At 64.9% G+C, this 18,586-nt stretch carries 20 protein-coding genes; 13 read left to right on the forward strand and 7 right to left on the reverse strand.

The features are described 5' to 3' along the window. Positions 1 to 680: 680 nt before the first annotated feature. Positions 681 to 1,337, reverse strand: a complete 657-nt coding sequence (locus ACGFNJ_RS17765) for a TetR/AcrR family transcriptional regulator (RefSeq protein ID WP_393448627.1) — start codon at positions 1,335 to 1,337, stop codon at positions 681 to 683. A gap of 106 nt (positions 1,338 to 1,443) precedes the next feature. On the opposite strand from ACGFNJ_RS17765, the gene ACGFNJ_RS17770 reads away from it, so the two are divergent. After that, complete coding sequence (locus tag ACGFNJ_RS17770; protein ID WP_393448630.1) at positions 1,444 to 1,587, forward strand: hypothetical protein; 144 nt, start codon at positions 1,444 to 1,446, stop codon at positions 1,585 to 1,587. 266 nt (positions 1,588 to 1,853) lie between these two features. Then, positions 1,854 to 2,423: a hypothetical protein gene (locus ACGFNJ_RS17775; RefSeq protein ID WP_393448633.1), complete on the forward strand. Its 570-nt coding sequence runs from the start codon at positions 1,854 to 1,856 to the stop codon at positions 2,421 to 2,423. Between the two features lie 14 nt (positions 2,424 to 2,437). On the opposite strand, the gene ACGFNJ_RS17780 is transcribed toward ACGFNJ_RS17775, so the two are convergent. After that, on the reverse strand, positions 2,438 to 3,301 hold the full coding sequence (locus ACGFNJ_RS17780) for a C1 family peptidase (RefSeq protein WP_393448636.1): 864 nt from the start codon (positions 3,299 to 3,301) through the stop codon (positions 2,438 to 2,440). Positions 3,302 to 3,583: 282 nt separating this feature from the next. Here ACGFNJ_RS17780 and ACGFNJ_RS17785 point away from each other — a divergent pair, with 282 nt between their 5' ends. Next, positions 3,584 to 4,228, forward strand: coding sequence for a papain-like cysteine protease family protein (locus tag ACGFNJ_RS17785; RefSeq protein WP_393448639.1), 645 nt, complete (start codon positions 3,584 to 3,586; stop codon positions 4,226 to 4,228). Then, a complete protein-coding gene (locus ACGFNJ_RS17790) occupies positions 4,225 to 4,809 on the forward strand; it encodes a hypothetical protein (RefSeq protein ID WP_393448642.1) in 585 nt (194 codons plus the stop codon). Before ACGFNJ_RS17785 ends, ACGFNJ_RS17790 begins: the two co-directional genes overlap by 4 nt. A gap of 9 nt (positions 4,810 to 4,818) precedes the next feature. On the opposite strand, the gene ACGFNJ_RS17795 is transcribed toward ACGFNJ_RS17790, so the two are convergent. Beyond that, a complete protein-coding gene (locus ACGFNJ_RS17795; protein WP_393448645.1) occupies positions 4,819 to 5,199 on the reverse strand; it encodes a nuclear transport factor 2 family protein in 381 nt (126 codons plus the stop codon). Between the two features lie 364 nt (positions 5,200 to 5,563). Between ACGFNJ_RS17795 and ACGFNJ_RS17800 the strand changes: the two genes are divergently transcribed. The 6 genes from ACGFNJ_RS17800 to ACGFNJ_RS17825 all read left to right on the forward strand — a co-directional run bounded on the left by ACGFNJ_RS17800 (position 5,564) and on the right by ACGFNJ_RS17825 (position 11,253). After that, positions 5,564 to 6,088, forward strand: a complete 525-nt coding sequence (locus ACGFNJ_RS17800; protein WP_393448648.1) for a DUF4383 domain-containing protein — start codon at positions 5,564 to 5,566, stop codon at positions 6,086 to 6,088. Between the two features lie 152 nt (positions 6,089 to 6,240). Beyond that, complete coding sequence (locus ACGFNJ_RS17805; protein WP_393448651.1) at positions 6,241 to 6,831, forward strand: ArsR/SmtB family transcription factor; 591 nt, start codon at positions 6,241 to 6,243, stop codon at positions 6,829 to 6,831. A 10-nt stretch (positions 6,832 to 6,841) separates the two neighbouring features. Further along, a complete protein-coding gene (locus ACGFNJ_RS17810; protein ID WP_393448653.1) occupies positions 6,842 to 8,080 on the forward strand; it encodes an MFS transporter in 1,239 nt (412 codons plus the stop codon). 105 nt (positions 8,081 to 8,185) lie between these two features. Then, a complete protein-coding gene (locus ACGFNJ_RS17815; protein ID WP_393448656.1) occupies positions 8,186 to 9,208 on the forward strand; it encodes a serine hydrolase in 1,023 nt (340 codons plus the stop codon). After that, positions 9,205 to 9,657: an ArsR/SmtB family transcription factor gene (locus ACGFNJ_RS17820; RefSeq protein ID WP_393448659.1), complete on the forward strand. Its 453-nt coding sequence runs from the start codon at positions 9,205 to 9,207 to the stop codon at positions 9,655 to 9,657. The genes ACGFNJ_RS17815 and ACGFNJ_RS17820 overlap by 4 nt, the downstream gene beginning before the upstream one ends. Before the next feature lie 102 nt (positions 9,658 to 9,759). Beyond that, the gene (locus ACGFNJ_RS17825; RefSeq protein WP_393448662.1) at positions 9,760 to 11,253 is read left to right on the forward strand and encodes a cellulase family glycosylhydrolase; all 1,494 of its coding nucleotides are present in this window, start codon (positions 9,760 to 9,762) and stop codon (positions 11,251 to 11,253) included. Between the two features lies 1 nt (position 11,254). On the opposite strand, the gene ACGFNJ_RS17830 is transcribed toward ACGFNJ_RS17825, so the two are convergent. The 3 genes from ACGFNJ_RS17830 to ACGFNJ_RS17840 form a co-directional block, all read right to left on the reverse strand. Beyond that, the gene (locus ACGFNJ_RS17830) at positions 11,255 to 12,067 is read right to left on the reverse strand and encodes a DUF4344 domain-containing metallopeptidase (RefSeq protein ID WP_393448665.1); all 813 of its coding nucleotides are present in this window, start codon (positions 12,065 to 12,067) and stop codon (positions 11,255 to 11,257) included. A gap of 170 nt (positions 12,068 to 12,237) precedes the next feature. After that, complete coding sequence (locus tag ACGFNJ_RS17835) at positions 12,238 to 12,822, reverse strand: hypothetical protein (protein ID WP_393448668.1); 585 nt, start codon at positions 12,820 to 12,822, stop codon at positions 12,238 to 12,240. Between the two features lie 29 nt (positions 12,823 to 12,851). Then, positions 12,852 to 13,235 (reverse strand): hypothetical protein, encoded by a 384-nt coding sequence (locus tag ACGFNJ_RS17840; RefSeq protein WP_393448671.1) that lies wholly within the window; start codon positions 13,233 to 13,235, stop codon positions 12,852 to 12,854. A gap of 835 nt (positions 13,236 to 14,070) precedes the next feature. Between ACGFNJ_RS17840 and ACGFNJ_RS17845 the strand changes: the two genes are divergently transcribed. The 3 genes from ACGFNJ_RS17845 to ACGFNJ_RS17855 all read left to right on the forward strand — a co-directional run bounded on the left by ACGFNJ_RS17845 (position 14,071) and on the right by ACGFNJ_RS17855 (position 17,092). Further along, complete coding sequence (locus ACGFNJ_RS17845) at positions 14,071 to 14,802, forward strand: TetR/AcrR family transcriptional regulator (RefSeq protein WP_393448674.1); 732 nt, start codon at positions 14,071 to 14,073, stop codon at positions 14,800 to 14,802. A 270-nt stretch (positions 14,803 to 15,072) separates the two neighbouring features. Continuing rightward, positions 15,073 to 15,897: an esterase/lipase family protein gene (locus tag ACGFNJ_RS17850; RefSeq protein WP_393448677.1), complete on the forward strand. Its 825-nt coding sequence runs from the start codon at positions 15,073 to 15,075 to the stop codon at positions 15,895 to 15,897. A gap of 4 nt (positions 15,898 to 15,901) precedes the next feature. Continuing rightward, positions 15,902 to 17,092: an FG-GAP repeat domain-containing protein gene (locus ACGFNJ_RS17855; protein WP_393448680.1), complete on the forward strand. Its 1,191-nt coding sequence runs from the start codon at positions 15,902 to 15,904 to the stop codon at positions 17,090 to 17,092. Here ACGFNJ_RS17855 and ACGFNJ_RS17860 read toward each other — a convergent pair. Then, on the reverse strand, positions 17,021 to 18,571 hold the full coding sequence (locus tag ACGFNJ_RS17860) for a cytochrome P450 (RefSeq protein ID WP_393448683.1): 1,551 nt from the start codon (positions 18,569 to 18,571) through the stop codon (positions 17,021 to 17,023). The genes ACGFNJ_RS17855 and ACGFNJ_RS17860 overlap by 72 nt on opposite strands. Positions 18,572 to 18,586: the final 15 nt, after the last annotated feature.

Raw genomic sequence — 18,586 nt, forward strand, 5'->3', positions numbered from 1 at the left:
GGTCAACTGATCACTGGGAACTGGTGGCGGCATCGGAGCCGTGCGGGAATAACCTGCTGGTCCCGCCTTGTCGATGGCCCCACTGCCTCGGTCGACATTGGTCAGGGCACGCAACTTATATCTGCACGGCCCCATCGCCCGAGAAGCCCCGCCACCGGTTCCCAGTTTATGCGAAACGCGCCAGTCGATCCCACATGTCGGGATCGCGGGCACCTCGGGGGCCAGCAACCGCAGCCAGCGCCGCCCAACCCCCGAAACCTGCACCCCCACTATGGACCCGCACCCCTCCTAGCCGCCAGAACCAGTGCGAATCCACAGAACCGGTGCGGACTTCGAGTTTTGATCGTAAACCCCTCGCAACCGCACACCTTCTGTCTTCCCGCGCACTTCCTGTCTTCCTGCACACGATCTGGCATGCCAAATCGTGTGCGGGAACTCAAAAAGTGTGCGGCACAGGGGCTTTGATCTTGAAGCTCTCGAAACGGAACCGCAGCCAGATGACCCGGCTGGGACTTGGACGATACTCACCTGACTGCGGAGTTCGGTCGGGTACGGCAGGCGAGGCAATCGCGCTAATCCGTTGCAAACCCCGAGATGCCGTACTCGCGTAGGCAACCGTAGAGCCGGGGAGTATCTTCTGCTCTCTACCAGACCTGTGTAGGCGCGGCTGGTGGGCGCGACTATACGTCCGCCGGGCGGGGTGGTAGTAAGCCGTCGACGATGGCCGTGAGTCCCGCTCGGTGCAGGTCGCGGGCGTTGAGCTCGGACCAGCGATCGCCGACTGTTGCGAGGTGCGGGTGGGTGGTGGCGGTGAGGGTGCCGATGACCTGCTCGTGGTACGCCGGGTTGTCGCTGCGGGCTCGGCGTCGGGCGCTGTTCACTCGGACGATCAGGTTGCCGACGATGTAGAACCACAGCGTTCGATAGACGAAGACGGCGTCGTCGGGCGCGCAACCGTAGTCGATGGCGGCGCCGACCATCAGATCGACGATCCAGAGCGCGGACGGCCCGATGAGGTCGTCGCCGGTGAGCACCTCGACGATCCACGGGCGTTCGGCGAGCAGTTCGTACAGCGTGACCGCCGCCGCGAGGAGTCGCTCCCGCGGGTCCTCGGGAAAGTCTGGGCGTGGCATGCGTTGGGCGTGCGCCTCGAGCAGGAGCAGCAGCAGCTGATCCTTGTCGCGCACATGGTAGTACAGCGCCATCGGCGCACTACCGAGGTCGCTGGCCAGCCGTCGCATCGACAGTGCGTCGGGCCCGTCCGCCTCCAGGATGCGGTCGGCGGCGGCGAGGATCGCCTCCAGGGACAAGCGCGGTGGTCGTCCAGCGCTCGGCACGCTACGCACCTCCGGTTCTGCTACCCCTCTCGCGGGCACTGCCAGTAGTTCGCAATCCTACCGTTCGACCTCCGTTCGACCCCGCAGGTGGTGCATGCTGGAAGCCATGACCGCCGAACCGGCTTCGAACCAGCCCGAGGACACCGAGACCGAGCATGCGGACGCCGCGCCGGATCCGAAGGAGCAGCCCGCGACCGGCACCGAGGACCAAGCCGAGAACATGGAGTTCGAGGGCGACACGCCGAACTAGCTGCCAGTCCCATGGTTTTAGGGGCGCGGTGGCGAGCGGCCTGGATATACCATCGATTTCGGCTGCACGAACACATGGCCATGTGGACCGACGGCACGCGGTGTGCGGGAGGTCCACTGTGGGGGTTTGTCGAGTGGGCTGTCGGCGACACGACGAGATGACTTTGGCGAGAACATGGTTGGGGCGGTCATTCCAGCGGCATCGAGGCAGATGCGTGGTGGGCTGACGGTCGCGGCGACCAGGCCGAGCGTTAGCAGGGCGGAGTCGTGAGTGGCACGTCGGAGCTGGACCTCGCCGAATTCGAGGACAGGTCAGCGACCCTCACCAAACTGTTGCTGCTACTCGAGCGCGACCAGCTCGCGCAGACCCAACCGTTCCACTTCCGCCAGAAGAACATCGACATCGAGGCGCGAGACGCCTACGACGCCGGTGATTTCCCCGGCTGGCGACGCGCCAACGGCAAGCTCGACGAGTTGATCCGCGAGGTCGCGGGCATCCCGGTGGTCCGCGACATCCTGTCTGTCGGCAGCTCACCGGAGGAATTTCTCGCGTGGATCTCCGAGGAGATCGACACCACCGATCAGCTGATCCACCGCACATACGAGGACCTGCGGTGTAGTCCGTGTCTCGTCCCCGACGAGCGGGCGCGACTGCCGCAGCAGCGTGACCAGTTCCTCAGCGAACTGCAGATGATCGTGTTGGCGGTGGAAGAGATCGACCTACGACACCAGATCGCCCGCGAACTACTCCACGGCATCTATGTGTCCCACATCCAGCCCCTGGAGGCACGAATCAACCTCTGGGGGCCGGACATCGGGACGCACGCGTCGGAGTAGCAGGTCGGCACCGATCAGGCAGGGACCAGTCGGCCCATCGAATGGATTTCGTTCACATCGTTTCCGGTGATGAAAGACCAGGAGGCGGTGAAGAATCCGTTCTTGCCCCAGTGCGGTCCCCAGGAGTTCTCGATGGTGACCCCTTTGGCGTCGTAGGCGACGATGGTCACCTCGTGGCCGCCGAGGATTTTCTCGTTCGGCGCCGGATTGTAGTTGTCGTTGCTGCTGTCGAGGTTTTCGAAGCTTTCGCGCACCTCGAATCCGATCGGCACGGGTAGGCCGGAGGCGATTGATTTCTTGATGTTCGCGACGATGTCACCCTTGGTGAGATCTGCGGCGCCGGAGAGTCGGTAGTGTGCGGCATTCGCGCGTTCCGCGGCGTCGGGTTGGGTCGTGTAGTCGAAATCGCCTTGCCAATAGTCGGCTTTGGTGTCGATGCCCTGTGACTGTTCCAGCGGCAACGCGACTCCGGCGTAGGTGCCTTGATCATTGCCCTGCGCGATCTGCGAGTAGATGAACATCGGGGCCATCGGAGCGCCGCTGATCTGCTGCTCGTTCATCAGGATTCCGTACCCGGTGTATCCGGTTGCCCAGGTGACGCAGGAGCCGACCTGGCCCTGGTCGCCCGCGGGTAATGCGTACTGCTGCAAGGAGTATGCGGCAGGCGCGGCGCCGACCGCGCCGACCTGCACCGGGAGCGCGAGTCCCACGGTGGTGTCCCGGCTGAGGCTGTCCTTGGCGGCCGCGCGGTCGAGCCCGAATGCGTGATGTTTGAGGCCGGGGACGGCCGGGTCCGGATCGGCGTTCGCGATGCCGGGCGCGGCGAGGCTTACCCCGACCGCGCATACCAACAAAGCGGACAAACGCGAAAACTGCACGGTTCCTCCTGATCTGGACATGGGGCATCGGCCGCATGCGGGAGTGAATCTCTATCGATTCCAGACGGAACGATCTGTGAACTGAGGAAGGAGTGTTCCAGAGGTCGGAGAAGGCGACAATGAATAAGTCACCCTGATTTGTTTAAGTAATCGTTACCCGCAGTGTCCCGCAGGTAAATTCACCCAAGTCGCCCACGCCGTGTTTATTTCTCCTTGACGGTATTGCGGCATGGCCGGGGGATGGGTACCGTCCCAAGGCATTTCCGCCCGGAAGGATGAAACGTGCGGCTGAGATGGAAATTGCTGTGCTGCCCTGCCGCGCTGTGTATTGCCCTCGCACTGCATGGATCCGCCGTCGCTGATCCGGCCGAGGGCACTGCGGGGCATTCCAACGGCTTGGCGGTGACGCCGAATCTCCCCCCGGTGCCCGACTTTCGGTCCGCCGTCTTCGGTGCGCATACCCTGCCGTACCTCCAGCAGGCCCAGGCCGCCGATCAGTGGTGCTGGGCCGCCGACGGTTCGTCCATCGCCACCTATCTGGACAAGCCGATCAGCCAGAACCGGTACTGCGCGCTGGTGCACGGTGCCGGTGCCGACGGTGCCTGCCCTGATCAGCAGGCCTCCCTAGAAGAAATCGCCGCGGCGTTCCGGAAGATCGGCCTCGACGCGTCCGTAGGCGCGCCGCTGTCCATGAGCAGGGTCGCCGACGAGATCTCGGCCGGTCGGCCGATCCTCACCGGCATCGCATGGACCGCGGGTGGCGGGCACGCGCAGGTCATCTACGGGTTCGACGCGGACGCAGGCACGATCACCTATGGCGATCCCTGGCCGACTTCGCGGCGCAGTGTCACGCAGTCGATCGACTCCTACACCCGAAACCCGAACTGGATCTGGTTCGGCGAGGACTACGGCATCGGATCACGATGAAGCAACCGGTATTACGACTTCTGATCGGCCTGGTAGTGCTCGGCTCGTCTGTCGCGGGCTGTGCGAATGATGGTGTGCCAACGGCGAAGTGGGACAGCGAGCCGGATGTCGACGTCGTCGACGAGGCGATCGGCACTCCGGCGGTGCAGCGGCTCGCCCAGCCTTTCCTGCGCTCGCAGCAGGGGGCGAATGCCGGTGGGGCGGAGTCACTCCGGCGCGTCGGTGCGCCAGTCATGGTGTACGCCACCAATCCACGGTTCCGTGACGACGTCGCGCCCACCCTCGACGCCGCGGGCACTGCGTCCTATATCGCTGTGCCGGTTCGCATCGCAGGGCGCAGTGGCACCGACACGGTGCAGCTCGCCTCGGCGCCGCCCTATCGACCACAGGCGATGGCGACCGGGGACGAGGAGACGGGCGGACCACGGGGCGACGCGCGCCTGTTGCTCGACTATCCGACGCACACCTGGTTCGCGTGGTCTCGCACCAGCGTGACCGTGCTGTCTTCCGGTGCGAATCCTGGATTGGCAGGCACGGAATTCGACGCCGCGGGCTTCCGTGCCTGGCTGGCCGCTCGCTGAGCGTTCGACCTACACCGTCGGTGCGACCGGCCCGAAGAACCCGACGATCCGCCGAATGCGCTCGAGTCCGTCGAATTCGACGAAGTCGATGCCGTCCGGCAACGCCGTCCCGTCCGCCAGCACCACATGCCAGGCGAAGCGGGCAACGCCATGGTGGGCGTCGACCTTGCTCGTCCGAACGACGGTGGTGCCTGGCCGCCGCGCGAACACGGTCGCGATATGAGCGAGCAACTCGTCGGCTCCTGCCGCATGCACCGTCGGATCGGTGTAGGTCGCCCCGTCCGCCCACACTTCGCTCAGCAATGCGCGCCTGCGCTCCGGATCGGGATCGCTCCACGCCGCACAGTACGTATCGATCAGCTGCTCGAGCGCCGCATCATCATCGGCCATGTCATGTCCTAGCGGTCGTGTCGGTCCGATCGGACCACATGTGCCATCACATCATGGATGGGGGAGTGACGGCGCCAAGGTGCCGCTCGATTTCTTCACGTACCAAGTGTCGGCGTCGACGACCGGATTCCCGCGGCTACATGGAATACATCGACTGTGCGGCGGTGAACCGGGCGGCACCCGATTTTCTCGCTGCGTCTGCCCAAATCAGCTGAGGCGAGTGATTGATGAAACCAGTGGTTACATATAGCTCGCCCGAGGCGGTACTGTCTGTATGTATGAGACAAACTCAGACTTGGCGTATCACGCGGATGTTTGGCGCGGAAGCCGGATACTGCCAGCTCAGCGCCTCGGCGGTGACGCGATGAGCGAATCTGGAGCCACCGCCGATCGCGCCTTGTCGCTTACCGAAGCCTCGTTCGAGGCCTTTCGCACGCTGGCGCTGCGCTACGTCATCGCCGTCTTCAGCACGCCGCTGCAGTTCTTCGTGTTCCTGATCGGAGCCTGGTTCACCACCAACGGCGTGATCGCCTTCGGTATCTACCCCGACATGGCATTCGGTGGGCACATGCAGTCCTGCACGATTCAGTTCCTCGGGTTCATCCCCGTGACCGTCAACGGCTGGCACGCCCTGTTCCACCTGCTCACCGGCCTGGCCGGTCTAGCCCTCGCGCCGCAACGCCACCGCGCCATCGCCTACGCGTGGTTCTGCGGACCGTTCTACCTACTGGTCGCCGCCCTCGGATTCGCCGGCGGCGACCACGTCCTGCACATGATGGCCGTCGACACCTTCGGCAACATCGTGCACACCATCGAGGGCCTCTTGATCCTCACCGCAGTCACGCTCGCAACCATCGCGGGGGCCCGCGTCGGGAAGTCCACCGCATAGACCCGGGCGCTGCTGAGGCTCGAAAAGCATTGCTATGCAGTCTCTTTAGCGCCAAGCGGGCCAGGGCTGAGTAGACCTCGGCCCTGGCTCGTCTGTCGCTCAATTGCGCAAAATTTATTGCGCAATTTTCCTTTCGTATCTAATCTCGGAGCATGGCAAGGGAATTCACGCCGACCATCACCGATCTCGAGGCGCTGAAGGTCTTTACGCATCCCCTCCGTATCGCGCTGTACCGGGCGCTGTCCACGGCTCGCGCCGCGACCGCCTCACAGCTTGCCGACCAGGTCGACGAGGCAGTGTCCCTGGTGAGCTATCACCTGCGGAAGCTGGCGGCGCACGGCTTCATCGTCGAGGCGCCGGAGCTCGGCACGGACGGGCGCGAGCGGTGGTGGAAGCCGGTGTCGGACAAGGGATGGAGCTTCCGCGGCTCGGACTTCGTCGGCGATCCGGAGGGCGCGGCGGTGGTCGGTGAGGTGACACGGCAGCTGCTCGCGACGCGTACACAGCGGTACGGCGCCTTCCTCGATCAGCAGTCGGCGTGGTCGAAGGAGTGGACGGACGCCGCGTTCAGTGCCGAGTACCTGCCGCGGCTGACGGCGGCCGAGCTGGCCGAGTTGGCCGAGGAGATCGCCGCCGTTGCTCGTCGCTGGCAGCAGCGCGGCCGAGCGGCGGAGGACGCCGGCGACACCGTGGGTCGCGAGCAGGTCGCGTTGCACCTCTACGGATTCCCGTACCGACCCTGAGGAGTGTCGCGTGACGGCGACAACGATCCAAACGGCAAGGCCCGCTTATCGAGACGCGAACGTCCTGCGCTGGCTCGGTGCGTTCGTCTGCTCCCTGCTCGGCGACAACGTGTACTTTCTCGCGCTCTCCTGGGCGGCGATTCAGGCCGCCGGTCCGGTGCAAGCAGGGCTGGTGTTGGCCGCGGCGTCGGTGCCGAGAGCGGTGCTGATGCTCGGCGGGGGCGTGCTTGCCGACCGGTTCGGCCCGCGAAAAGTGTTGATCGGCAGCGACTTGACGCGCTGCGTGGTGATGCTCGCCGCGGCGGGCGTCGTTGCGGTGACGACACCCGGCGTGTGGTTGCTGGTGGTGGTCGGACTGGTCTTCGGCACGGTGGAAGCCCTCTTCCTGCCTGCGGTGGGCGCGCTGCCGCCGCGCATCACCGGGCCGGATCAGCTTGCGCGAGTACAAGGTTTGCGTGGGCTGGCCACTCGGGCGGCACTCATCGGTGGCTCGCCGCTCGGTGGGCTTGCGATGGCACTGGGTGGTCCGGCCCTGGCTTTCGTTGTCGCCGGGGCATTGTTCACGGTATCGCTGCCGCTGCTGATCACAGTGCGGATGACGCCGGTCCCGGATCATGACGACGGCATGAGGCCGGATGGAAACGCTTGGGACGACTTGATCGACGGTCTGCGCTACAGCTGCCGCGATCGGATACTCGGGCCGCTGGTTGTTGTCCTGGCGATCTGCGAACTCGGCTTCACCGGCCCATTGAACATCGGGGCACCGCTGCTGGCCAGTGAACGCGACTGGGGTGCAACGGGTTACGCCTGGATTGTCGGCGCCTTCGGCGTCGGTGCTGCTGTCTCTTCGCTGCTGCTCACGGTGCGCGGTCGGCTCCCGCGCGCCGGCCTGGTGCAGCAGGTGTGCCTGGTCCTCGCCGCCGCAGCGATCGGTGCGATCGCCTTCACGCCGACGTTGTCCGCGGCTGTCGGCGCCGCCATCATCTTCGGGATCACCGCAGGCCTCGGCAGCGCGCTGGGCGCGGCGCTCCTGCAGACGTCCGCCGATCCGGCCTATCTCGGCCGAGTCACCGCCGTGCTCAGCCTCTTGCAAGTCGGCCTGGCCCCACTGACCTACCCGGTGACCGGCGCGGCCATCGCCGCGTGGGGAACGCGTCCGGTGTTCACGGCCAGCGCTGCCCTGATCGCGCTCGGCCCTGTCGTCGGGCTGTGCGCTCGCGCGCTACGCACCGCCGAACTGCCCCGTTGAGCGGTGCCTCCGGCCCGCACTCGACGTTCGCCGCGGGTGCAGGTACGGTGACGATTGTTCGTTATTGCGGAATTACGGAATTACGGAGGGGTCATGTTTCATCGGATGGCAGTAGCGGCCGCGTTGGCCGTGGGGCTGATCGTGGGGCTGGTCGTGGGGTGGTCGGGTAAAGCGCACGCTGAAGCGTGCGGGCCTGCGCCCAAGGCGGGGGTCGGGTCGGCGGACGAGTGGCTGGGGCGGATTCACGAAGAGCCGGACAACATTTCGGTTCTCGTCGACAACGGGGTCGGGGGAGTGGCGGAGCGCCGAGGAGACGAGCAGCAGCCGATCGCGTCGGCGGTCAAAGTGGTGCACTTGGCGGCTTACGCGCGGGCGGTCGCGGCGGGCACGCTGGATCCGCAGGAGCGGGTGCCGGTCGCTGAGTGGGAGCGGTGGTACCTACCCGGTACCGATGGTGGAGCGCACGAGCACGCACGGAGTCGGTTGCCCGGGGATAGTGTGACCATTGCGGAGATGGTCAGCGCGATGATCCGGGAGAGCGACAACGCTACGCCCGACTACCTGCGGAACCGGCTCGGCGATCAAGCGCTGATCGATGCGGCCGCGGCGGGTGGATGGCAGGGGTTTGTGCCGCCTTCGCTGCTCGGCATGATGATTCGGTTGTCCGAGCCGGGGGTCGATGCGTGGGCGGCGGCGCAGCGGTATGCGAATGATCCGCTCTATCGGGTTGCGGTGCAGTCGAGACCGATCCCATCGTTCGACGCCCAGTTGGCCTGGGTGGAGACCACGCATGCGGCGTCGGCCCGTCAGCTGACGGCGCTGCACCGGTCGCTCGCGACGGGTGCATTCGGCGCGGGCGCGGATATCGCTCGCGCGCAATTGGAGTGGCAGGAGCCGCCTGCGGGGTATGCGGCGATCGGGTTCAAAGGCGGTTCATTGGTGGGTGTGCTGACGGACGCGATCTATCTGCGGCGCACCGACGGGACCGTTGCGACCGCGGTGCTGCTCAACCGGAGGATGCCAGGGGAGACGTGGCTCGCGGCGATGAAAGAGCTGCGCGAACAGGAGCTGTTGTTTCAGGCCATGGTGGAGCCTGCCGCACTGGCACAGTTAACCTGCGCATTATGACCGATGTCGACGCCAAGCTCGCCGAACTGGAAGCGCGGATCGCTGCGCTGGAATCGCAGCGTCCCGTCGAGGACGACGCTCGTGGGTTCATCCGGTACGGCGGCAGCGTCGACCTCGGCGGCCAGATCGACTGGACGATCCAGTACAGCGCAGGTGCGGTGCGCCAGCTGCCTGCGCACGCGCGGGTCGAAGTGCTTGCCGCGCTGGGGCATTCGGTACGGCTCGCGCTGGTGGAGGTGTTGCTCGACGGTGCGCGGACCGGAGTCGAACTCGCCGAGGCCGTCGGGCTCAGCTCGGCGGGTCAGCTGCATCACCATCTGCGTGCGCTGACCTCGGCGCGCATCGTCGAACAGCAAGGCCGCGGTGTGTATCACATCCCTCCGGCGAAAGTGGTGCCCGTGCTGGTGCTGATGACCGCTGCCGCCGATATCGCCGAGGTCTTGCGTTAGCGGTCCTGCTTCGGTCGAAAGTGCGGAAAACCGAACGCGGTGGGTGGTTGTCGGACAAACTGGACGTGTGACCATTAACTCGCGATCGGACACGAAATGGCAATGCGCACAAGGTATTTGAAACAATATTTCGGCGGGCGGCGGTGGCTGGCCGGTGTCGCTGTCCTCGCCTTCGGGTGGTCGCTGGTGGTGGCACCCCCGGCGCAATCCGCTCCTGTCGAAGGGGCGATCAGCCGGATCCAGGCCGCGGGCAGGTATCTCGTCGACGCGAGCGGCCGCACCGTCCTGTTGCATGGTGTGAACAACGTCGACAAGGACGCGCCCTATCTCGAACCCGGCGACGGCTTCACGGTCACCGACAAGGACGCGGCACTCCTTGCGGGGCACGGGTTCAACACGGTGCGGCTCGGTGTGAACTTCGCCGGGTTGATGCCGACACGCGGCGTCCTCGACACCGCCTACCTGGATCGGATAGTACGGACGGTCGACACGCTTGCGGCGCAAGGCATCTACACGTTGCTCGACCATCACCAGGACGGACTGTCGAAGATCTGGGGCGGCAACGGCTTTCCGGAATGGTCGCTGCGCTCACGGCCCGGCGCCCTCGAACCGAATCCGGGCTTCCCGCTGTACTACCTGATGCCGAGCATGAACCGAGGCTGGGACGAGGTGTGGGACAACAGCAACGGGGTGCTCAACTATCTGGGTGACGCGCTGGCTGCCTTGGCCGCGAAGGTGAAGGGTCGGGCAGGCGTGCTCGGCATCGAGCTGATGAACGAACCATGGCCCGGTTCCTCATTTTTGAGCTGCTTCCCCAACGGGTGCCCCCGGTTCGACGCGAAATATCAAGCGGCGATGCAGAAGCTGACCGATGCCGTGCGTGCCCGCAACGCCGACATCCCGGTCTTCTGGGAGCCGAATGTGACATGGAACGAGACTATGCCGACGAACCTGGGCAAGAACCCGCCGATCACCTCACCCGACATCGTCTTCGCCCCGCACGACTACTGCATCCCCAGCCAGCTGGCGATCTACCTCGGCCTGCCCGAGGAACTGCGCGGCGTGTGCCCGGTGCAGCAGGACAAGACCTGGGGCAACATCGACGCGTTCACCCGCAGAACCGGAATCCCCACGCTCATCACCGAATTCGGCGATGGTGACGCAACGGTGCTGCGGAACACGTTGGCGCGCGCCGACGAACGCTTCATCGGCTGGCAATACTGGCACTACGCCTCGAGTTTCGGCCCGAACGGCCCCAAACCGGACCCGTTCCTCGGCATCATCGGCCGCGACCTGGTGCGCACCTATCCTCGAGCCACGGCAGGCACCCCCGACCGGATGTTCTTCGATCCTGCCAACGGCGACTTCGCCTACCGATACGTCCCACGCACCACGTCCGCACCGACCGAGATCTACGTCTCCGACCTGCACTACCCGAACGGTTACCAGGTCCGCGTCGAGGGCGGCACCGTGACCTCGCCGCCGGGTGCCAGGGTGGTCACCGTCGCCGGAAACGGCGCCGCCACGGTCACGGTGTACATCAACCGCCCTGGTTCCGCAGGAGCCACGGTGCCGACGGATCCGCCTCGCGCTTAACCTATTTGAGGTGGTCGGAGAGCAGGACTGACCACGCGTTCTGCATAGCGTCGAATTCCTGGGGGCACCGTTCGGCGCGCGCCTCGGGCAGTTGACCATTGCTGACCATCGACGCGTACTTGTCCGGGTTGGAGCCGTATGCCCAGCACATGAAGTTGTACTCGCGCTGTGCGTTGAGCGAGTGCTCGTCGGCGAAGGTGTCTGCGTTCAGCTCGTTGTCGTCGGCTGCCATGCGACGCCACGCGTCGGCAACGGTGAGGATCATCTGCTGCATCTCCTCGGGTCCACTCGACAGGATGACCACGGAGAGCTGATCGACCGCGTCCTCTTCCCGGCCGGTGACGGGCAGTTGGTACGTCGAGATGACCGCATGGCCGAGCTCGTGGTAGTAGACGGCGGTCATCGCGCCGATCACTTCCTTGTCGACGGACTGTGCCTGGTCCTTGTCCTTGGCGAACGCGCGCTGCAACATGTCGGCGTACTCGTAGCACATCGTGATGGTCTGGTCGTCCGGCGTCCAGAAGGCGTTCGGCACACCACACGATTTGCCGACCACCGAAATGTCGGACGGTAGTTTGAGCAGACCGTTCGAGTCCTCGGCGACGGTTTCGAGCAGTTTTGCGTTCTGCAGCATCTGCTGAATCGGCCGTAAATCGCCTTCGGCGGCTTCGTACCGTGCGACGAACTGTCCTTTGTTCGAGTCACCGCTCGCTGCCGCCGCATCGGACGACGCAGTCGAACTATCTTTTCCGCAGGCAGTGAGCGCGACCGCCGCGACGGCAACGAGCGCGGCGATAATTCTGGCAATTCTCAACTGTTCCTCCGTAGTGTGAAAGTGGATCACAGGAGCGGGAGTGGGAAGAATGCTGGTTACAGCGGCACCACGAACAGAAAAGATGCGAGCGGGTCGACTATATCCCACGCCAGGACGTTGTGCCACCGGCGTGCATACCGCCCTGTTCGCCTCGGGCTTTTCGGCGATATTCATCGGTAGCAATGGGCTGCGGTAATTCCACAACCCATTGCTGCCGTTATTAATTCACCCCGCCGATCGCCGTGCGCCACGGTGTCATCAGCTCGTCGTGGACCGCCCTGACGAAGCGGCCACGGCCGACGAGGTCCTGCAGAATCGTCGCGGTGGCCGCCTGCCGCACCACGGCGAGGCGAGGCGACGGAACCGAACGACTGCAGCAGCGTGGTCAGGTCGGTCGTGTCCGTTTCCGGCGAAACAACCTGGCCGACAACAAGTCCGGCGGTCTGCACGTTACGCAGGCGGCCGTAGTCCTTGGCTGTCTGCACCGCGATCTCCAGGGCGGTGCCGCCCTGGCGGCCCGCATTCGACAGCAGCCGAGTCAGGCCGCCGCTGCCGAAGCCGGTCAATGCGGCGATCTCGGCATTCATTTCGCGCGCGGCCGCGTCGATCCGGTCGCGCTCCTCGGCCATCAGCTGTGCGGCGCGTTCGATCAGCACCACGACGGCAGGCCACTGCGGTCCGTACAGGTATTCCACGTGGAAGTCGGCATGGGGCGATTCCGAAGCGGCGCCGAAGCCGTTCGAAGAGCTGTTCACGGCGAACCTTTCGAGATGGTCATCGTTGTTCATGTCAGATGGGGCAGCATCGACTGCAAGGTGTCGCGCACCGGATTGCCGACATTGGCCTGCGGGGGCAGTGCCGTGTCGAGCGCGCCCTGGGCGATGCCCGCCACGTCTACGCCGGGTGCCACCGCGCCGATCGCCGCGCCGACGGCAGGGAGTTGGTCCTGGGCGCCGCCGACGACGGCGCCGACCGGATCGACGGGGAGGGGGAGGCCGAAGATGTCGGCGTTGGCGGTGCCTGCCGTCGACATCATGGCTGTGCTCAGCGAGGCGAATGCCGCTGCGGCACACAGCCCACGCCAGGCGGGCGTGCGGTCCAGGCGGTGTCGACCCGCACGGCTCGAGGCGAATTCAGCGGTGGTGGAACGCTTCCAGACAGTAGACATCGAAATCCTTCCAATCATGCTTCGTGCGCGAGCACAGGTGAGAGCGGAAAGGGTTCAGGCAGGGCCGGTTTCGTCGGTCGCGCAGACTGCGCGCGACGCGCCGCCCTCCGGGCCGATCGGAATGCCGATACGGGTGTGTGCCACGCCGCCCAGGTCCCGGCAACGGATGAACGCGTGGGTGCCGCTGCCTGCGCCTGGCCCGCAATTCACGGTCACTTCATTTGCGACCGAATAATCCGCCGTGCAGCCGTTCGGAATGGGTTCCGAGGACGCAGTCGAGGCGAACAGAAGGGACGTAGCTGCGAATCCGATCGCGAATGCGGTAGCAACGACAAGGTTGCGCGGTTTTCTGGTCATAGAGAAATAGTCGGAGCGAATTTATGGAGCGTCAATCGGATTTATATCACATCTAGCAAACATATGGCGATCATTTCATTGATGACGAATCATGCTTGTGTGAAGGATATTTCGTGCGACAAGATGTAAGAGATATTTAGATCGACAATCAGTGGCAATTGACTGGCAAATACGCAGCACGACATGGCGCTCTCACTCGATTACCTGCTTTGCAAGCGAAGCGCCGACTCTCCGGGAAGCTAGCTACCGAGCCGTTGTAATTCAGTCAGAGACGCCATTGATTCCGCATCAGTCTCTGCACACGTTTCGCATGACATCTCTCCGATTGTCGGTGTCCGCGATCGGGTCCTCGCCGCGCACAGGGCCGCCGAGCCGGGCGGGCGACTCCTCATCACCATAAGTAGAACGTCATTCTAAAAATAGACTTCCATGATGATCATCACATGGGCCTATGATGTCGAAACGCTATGATGACCAAATGTCCGAATCCGTCGCGAAACGCCCGAATCGGCACGATCGTCGTCGCGCCGAGACCCGTCGTCGCATCCTCGCGGCGGCCGACGAGGTGCTGGTCACGCACGGAGACTCGGCAACCATCGACCGCATCGCCGATGTCGCCGATGTCGCGGTCGCCACGATCTACCAGCACTTCTCCGGCAAGGACGAGCTGTACCTGGCTCTGGTCGACGAAGCCCTCGAACGTAACGAGCAGCACATGGTGACGGTCTACACCGCACCGAACGGGCCGGTCGAACGGTTGATCGACGCGGCGGCGGCCTACATGCACTTCTACCTGGAATCGCCACGGCAGTACGCCATGATCGAGTCCGCGGGCGCGTATCAGACCGGTCCCGGTACCGAAGCGGCGCGGGCGCTGATCGGCGAACGCGTCGCACGGATGAACGGCGCGCTCGAGTCGATCGTCGCCGCGGCCGTCGAATCCGGCGAACTGCGGCCCCTCCCGCCGGGGCCGATGACCAACTTCCTGCGCGGCACCCTCAACGGGGTCTTTGCCCTGTCGTCCCGGCCGGATGCCTTGCGCATCGGACACGATGAGATGCGGGAGGCGTTGCGGGTCGGCGTGGAGCTGCTCCTCGAAGCCTCGGTCGCCGACACCCTGCGTGGCGCCGACGGCCGTCTCGATCCGGCGCTGTGCCGCCGCCTACGCGAGGCTCTCGCCGACGACCCGGCCCCCGTCTCGGACGTATAACCGCTGCCTGAAACAAATTTGCTGTGCAATGTGACAATTCGGATAATGCGCAATCATGGAATAGCGTTCTTAATTATTGCTGAACTGTGATTGGCACCATACGGGCAGCGATGTATGTCGTTGTTGACTAGGCTCATGCAGCAGAAACCTTCGGCATCCGGGCGATGAGGTATCGGGATGCAACGTGATCGGAGACTGCGAATGCCTAGTCCTAGGCGCAAGATTTTCACGAGTAAGTCCCTGCTTGTTATTTTGTTTCTGATTTTTGCCGTGGCCGTCCCGCCTGTCGCATTTGCCGATAACGGGCCCGCCGACGTAGACCTCATCCCCCCGCCACCTGGCGCGAACAACTGGTCCTGCCGTCCCAGCCGCGAACATCCGCGCCCAGTTGTCTTGGCGCACGGCACTTTCGAGAACCGCCTGGACAACTGGCTGCTGATGTCGCCCGCGCTGGCCAAGGCGGGTTACTGCGTCTTTGCGCTCGATTACGGCAAAGTGGCGGGCGGCACGTTGTCCGGCATCGGCCCGATGGCGGCGTCCGCGCGGGAGATCTCCGATTTCATCGACCGGGTGCTGTCCACGACCGGGGCGAAGAAGGTGGACATCGTGGGCCATTCCCAGGGCGGCATGCTGCCGCGGTATTACCTGAAGAATCTCGGCGGCGCCGCCAAGGTCAACACGCTTGTCGGTCTGGCCCCGGACAATCACGGAACCCAGTGGGGCGTGCTCAATCTTCCGATAACCATCGTGCCGCCGGTGACCGCCGCGGTGTGCCCGTCCTGCATCGAACAATTGCCGACGTCGGACTTCATCCGGCAACTCAACAGCGGTGGTGAGACGCTGCCCGGGATCAAGTACACCGTTGTCGCCTCGCGCACCGATGAATTCGCCACGCCGTACACGACGGGATTCCTCACCCCAGGGCCCAACGTCACCAACATCTTGCTGCAGGACATCTGCCCCGGCGATCTCAGTGAGCACATGCTGCTCACGTCCGATCCGGTCGCAATTCGCTTGGTGCAGAACGCACTCGACCCTGACCATGCGGTGGCGCCCACGTGTGCCGCAGTGCAAGTCGGACCGGCGGGGATCTGAAAACGTGCGCATTACACGCTGGTTCGCCGCCGCCGTGCTCGTCGCGGGGTCAGCAGGCTCCGTGGCGAGTGCGGCGCCACCGACCGGTTCGTGGTCCGAGCCGGGCCAGGCACCGATCTTCCGTGAGTCCGTGCAGTACCCGGTCGGGAGCGCGGGCCAAGGCCTCGGGTCCCAGACCATCGCCGCGGGCGACTTCGATCACGATGGCAACGCCGATGTCGCCGCCGTCGACACCGCGGGCGGCGTCGCCATTTCGCGCGGGGACGGCAGCGGGCAACTGCGCCGCACCCAGTACGTGGCCACCGACCTCGGCGCCAATGCGGTGCAGGCCGCAGACCTGCGCGGCACCGGAAACCTGGATCTGGTCGTCACCAACCTGGCCAGCATCAGCGTCTTGTTCAACGACGGCAACGGCAACTTCGCCGTCGACCACACCTATTCCACCGACCCCAACCCCACCGTGACCGCCCGCACCGGCGGCCTGCCCTTCGGGGTGGCGATCGCGGACTTCAACCACACCGGGCATCCCGGCTTGGCCATCAACAACGTGCTCCCGGTCCCCGGCGGCGTCGGCATCATGGACAACGACGGCAGCGGTCACTTCGCGCCGCCCCGATGGTTCGGCGCCGGATTGCTGAAACTCGGTATCCAGGCAGGCGATCTCACCGGTGACGGGTGGCCGTCGCTGGTCGTCGAGGATCGTGCCACATCAGGGGCCTGGGTCATGCTCAACGACCATCACGGCGGTTTCCTGCCGCCGCGCTGGCACCTGATTCTGCTACCCGACGAGGACATCAAACTCTCCGACGTCGACGGCAACGGCACCCTCGATCTCGTCACCGCCAACATCGCGGCCTTCAGCTTCTCCGTGCACTACGGCAACGGCGACGGCACCTTCGGACCGCCGACACCGACCTTCGGCCCCGTCGGTCCCTGTGCCGTCGAACCCGGCGACTACACCGGCCATCACAACGGTCTCCAGGACATCGCCGTTGTCCAATTCGTGCCCTCGGTCGTCCAAATCTGGCGCAACAACGGCGATCACACCTTCAGCTATCTGGAACAACACACCATCGGTCTCGGTGGCCAAGCCGCACATGCTGTCCCGTTGAACCGCGACCGCCTACCCGACCTGGTCACCGCGAGCACCTTCTCCGCCGACGTCGCCGTGCTGGTCAACAACAACCCAGCGTGATTCCCCGCGCTTGTTGGCGTGCATAGGGATTGGTCCGTCGGGGCTGCCGGTGAAGGAGAACTGCGGGCGGATCGGTTCGGTGGTTGCGAGGTTCATTTCGAGGTGTTGGGCGATCGTCGCCAGGGCTAGCACGGCTTCGGTGTTGGCGAACACATGGGCTACGCACATGCGCTTTCCGGCGCCGAACGGCAGGGTGGCATGGCGTTGGGTTTGGGTCAGCTTTTCGGTCAGGTAGCGGGTCGGGTCGTAGCTTTCGGGGTCAGGCCAGACCTCGCGGTGATGGTGCAGGGCATGCAGGCTGATCGTGATGGTGGTGCCTGCCCGAATCGGGAAATCGCCGAGCAGGTCATCGTTTTTCGCTATGCGAGTCAGTCCGACGACGGGCGGATGTAGTCGGATAGTCTCTGCGACAACGGCTTTCGTCCACGGCAAGCGATCGACGTCGTCGGCGGTCGGGATGCGGCCTGCCAGGACATCGTCGAGTTCGGCGTGCAGGCGGGCGCGGACTTCGGGGTGTTCGGCGAGCAGCTTCCAGGTCCAGGCGAGTGCCGTTGCGGTGGTTTCCATCCCTGCGCCGATGAATGTCATCAGCTCGTCGCGGATTTCGGTGTCGGTGTAGCGGTGTCCGGTTTCCGGGTCGTGCGCCGCCATGAGCAGCGCGAGCAGGTTGTCGCCGCCGGTGATCGTTCCGTTGCGATGATCGGCGATGAGCTGGTCGATCACCCGCTCGACGTGTCGGAGATCGCCGAGCGTACGCGGCGCGATGAGCCAACTGGCGGCCCGCATGACGCGCATGGGCAGGTCGGGCCGGTTCGTGAGTTCGGCGAGTGCGCGCAGCTGGCGAATGGGGGCTACCACGAACCCGAATCCGAAATAGCTCAGCAGGCGGGCGAGCCTGATCTCCGACATCGGTCCGGTCAGATCGACACCGAACATGGTGCGGACGACGATATCGAGGGTGAGCCTGCTCATTTCGGCGTTCACGTCTACCGGAGCCCCGTCCGCGCCGAGCCGGAGGATGCGCTCGGCGCAGTCGCGAGCCGCGTCGGTGATCGGGCCTGCGAGTGTGGTGATGTTGCGTTTACCGAACACCGGCTGCACCAGGCGGCGATTCCGTTGCCAGCGTTGCTCATCGAGTTCGGTGACCAAGCCGCGCCCGAATCCGACGGCCAGCATGTCGTACTCGGCGCTCTTGGCGTAATTGGCCTGATTGGTGACCAGGACATGGCGCGCCAGCTCTGGACTGCGCACCGCGACGTAGCGCCGAAATGGCATGCGGGCCACCACGATATCGTCCAGGCCAGGGAGTCCGGTGCCGTAGAACTCGTTGACGCTCTTGTCGCGCCAGCGCGGCACCACTTGCGCGGCAAGCTTCCACGACTGCCACCACGACACTCGGGTGTGATGCCAGCGCAGCAGTGCGGGCTGCCAGCGGGGCGGGTGCAGGGTCGGGTCGGGCGTGACCGAATGTGCCGTCATGGTGAATCCCCCTTG

The organism is Nocardia sp. NPDC049149, from assembly GCF_043197455.1.
In the GTDB taxonomy this organism is placed as follows: Bacteria; Actinomycetota; Actinomycetes; order Mycobacteriales; family Mycobacteriaceae; genus Nocardia.

Bases quoted from the DNA above. Each gene is read 5' to 3' on its own strand.
- ACGFNJ_RS17770 (WP_393448630.1), top strand. From the start codon at position 1,444: ATGACCGCCGAACCGGCTTCGAACCAGCCCGAGGACACCGAGACCGAG.
- ACGFNJ_RS17790 (WP_393448642.1), top strand. From the start codon at position 4,225: ATGAAGCAACCGGTATTACGACTTCTGATCGGCCTGGTAGTGCTCGGC.
- ACGFNJ_RS17795 (WP_393448645.1), bottom strand. From the start codon at position 5,199: ATGGCCGATGATGATGCGGCGCTCGAGCAGCTGATCGATACGTACTGT.
- ACGFNJ_RS17800 (WP_393448648.1), top strand. From the start codon at position 5,564: ATGAGCGAATCTGGAGCCACCGCCGATCGCGCCTTGTCGCTTACCGAA.
- ACGFNJ_RS17805 (WP_393448651.1), top strand. From the start codon at position 6,241: ATGGCAAGGGAATTCACGCCGACCATCACCGATCTCGAGGCGCTGAAG.
- ACGFNJ_RS17815 (WP_393448656.1), top strand. From the start codon at position 8,186: ATGGCAGTAGCGGCCGCGTTGGCCGTGGGGCTGATCGTGGGGCTGGTC.
- ACGFNJ_RS17820 (WP_393448659.1), top strand. From the start codon at position 9,205: ATGACCGATGTCGACGCCAAGCTCGCCGAACTGGAAGCGCGGATCGCT.
- ACGFNJ_RS17825 (WP_393448662.1), top strand. From the start codon at position 9,760: ATGCGCACAAGGTATTTGAAACAATATTTCGGCGGGCGGCGGTGGCTG.
- ACGFNJ_RS17840 (WP_393448671.1), bottom strand. From the start codon at position 13,235: ATGTCTACTGTCTGGAAGCGTTCCACCACCGCTGAATTCGCCTCGAGC.
- ACGFNJ_RS17845 (WP_393448674.1), top strand. From the start codon at position 14,071: ATGTCCGAATCCGTCGCGAAACGCCCGAATCGGCACGATCGTCGTCGC.
- ACGFNJ_RS17860 (WP_393448683.1), bottom strand. From the start codon at position 18,571: ATGACGGCACATTCGGTCACGCCCGACCCGACCCTGCACCCGCCCCGC.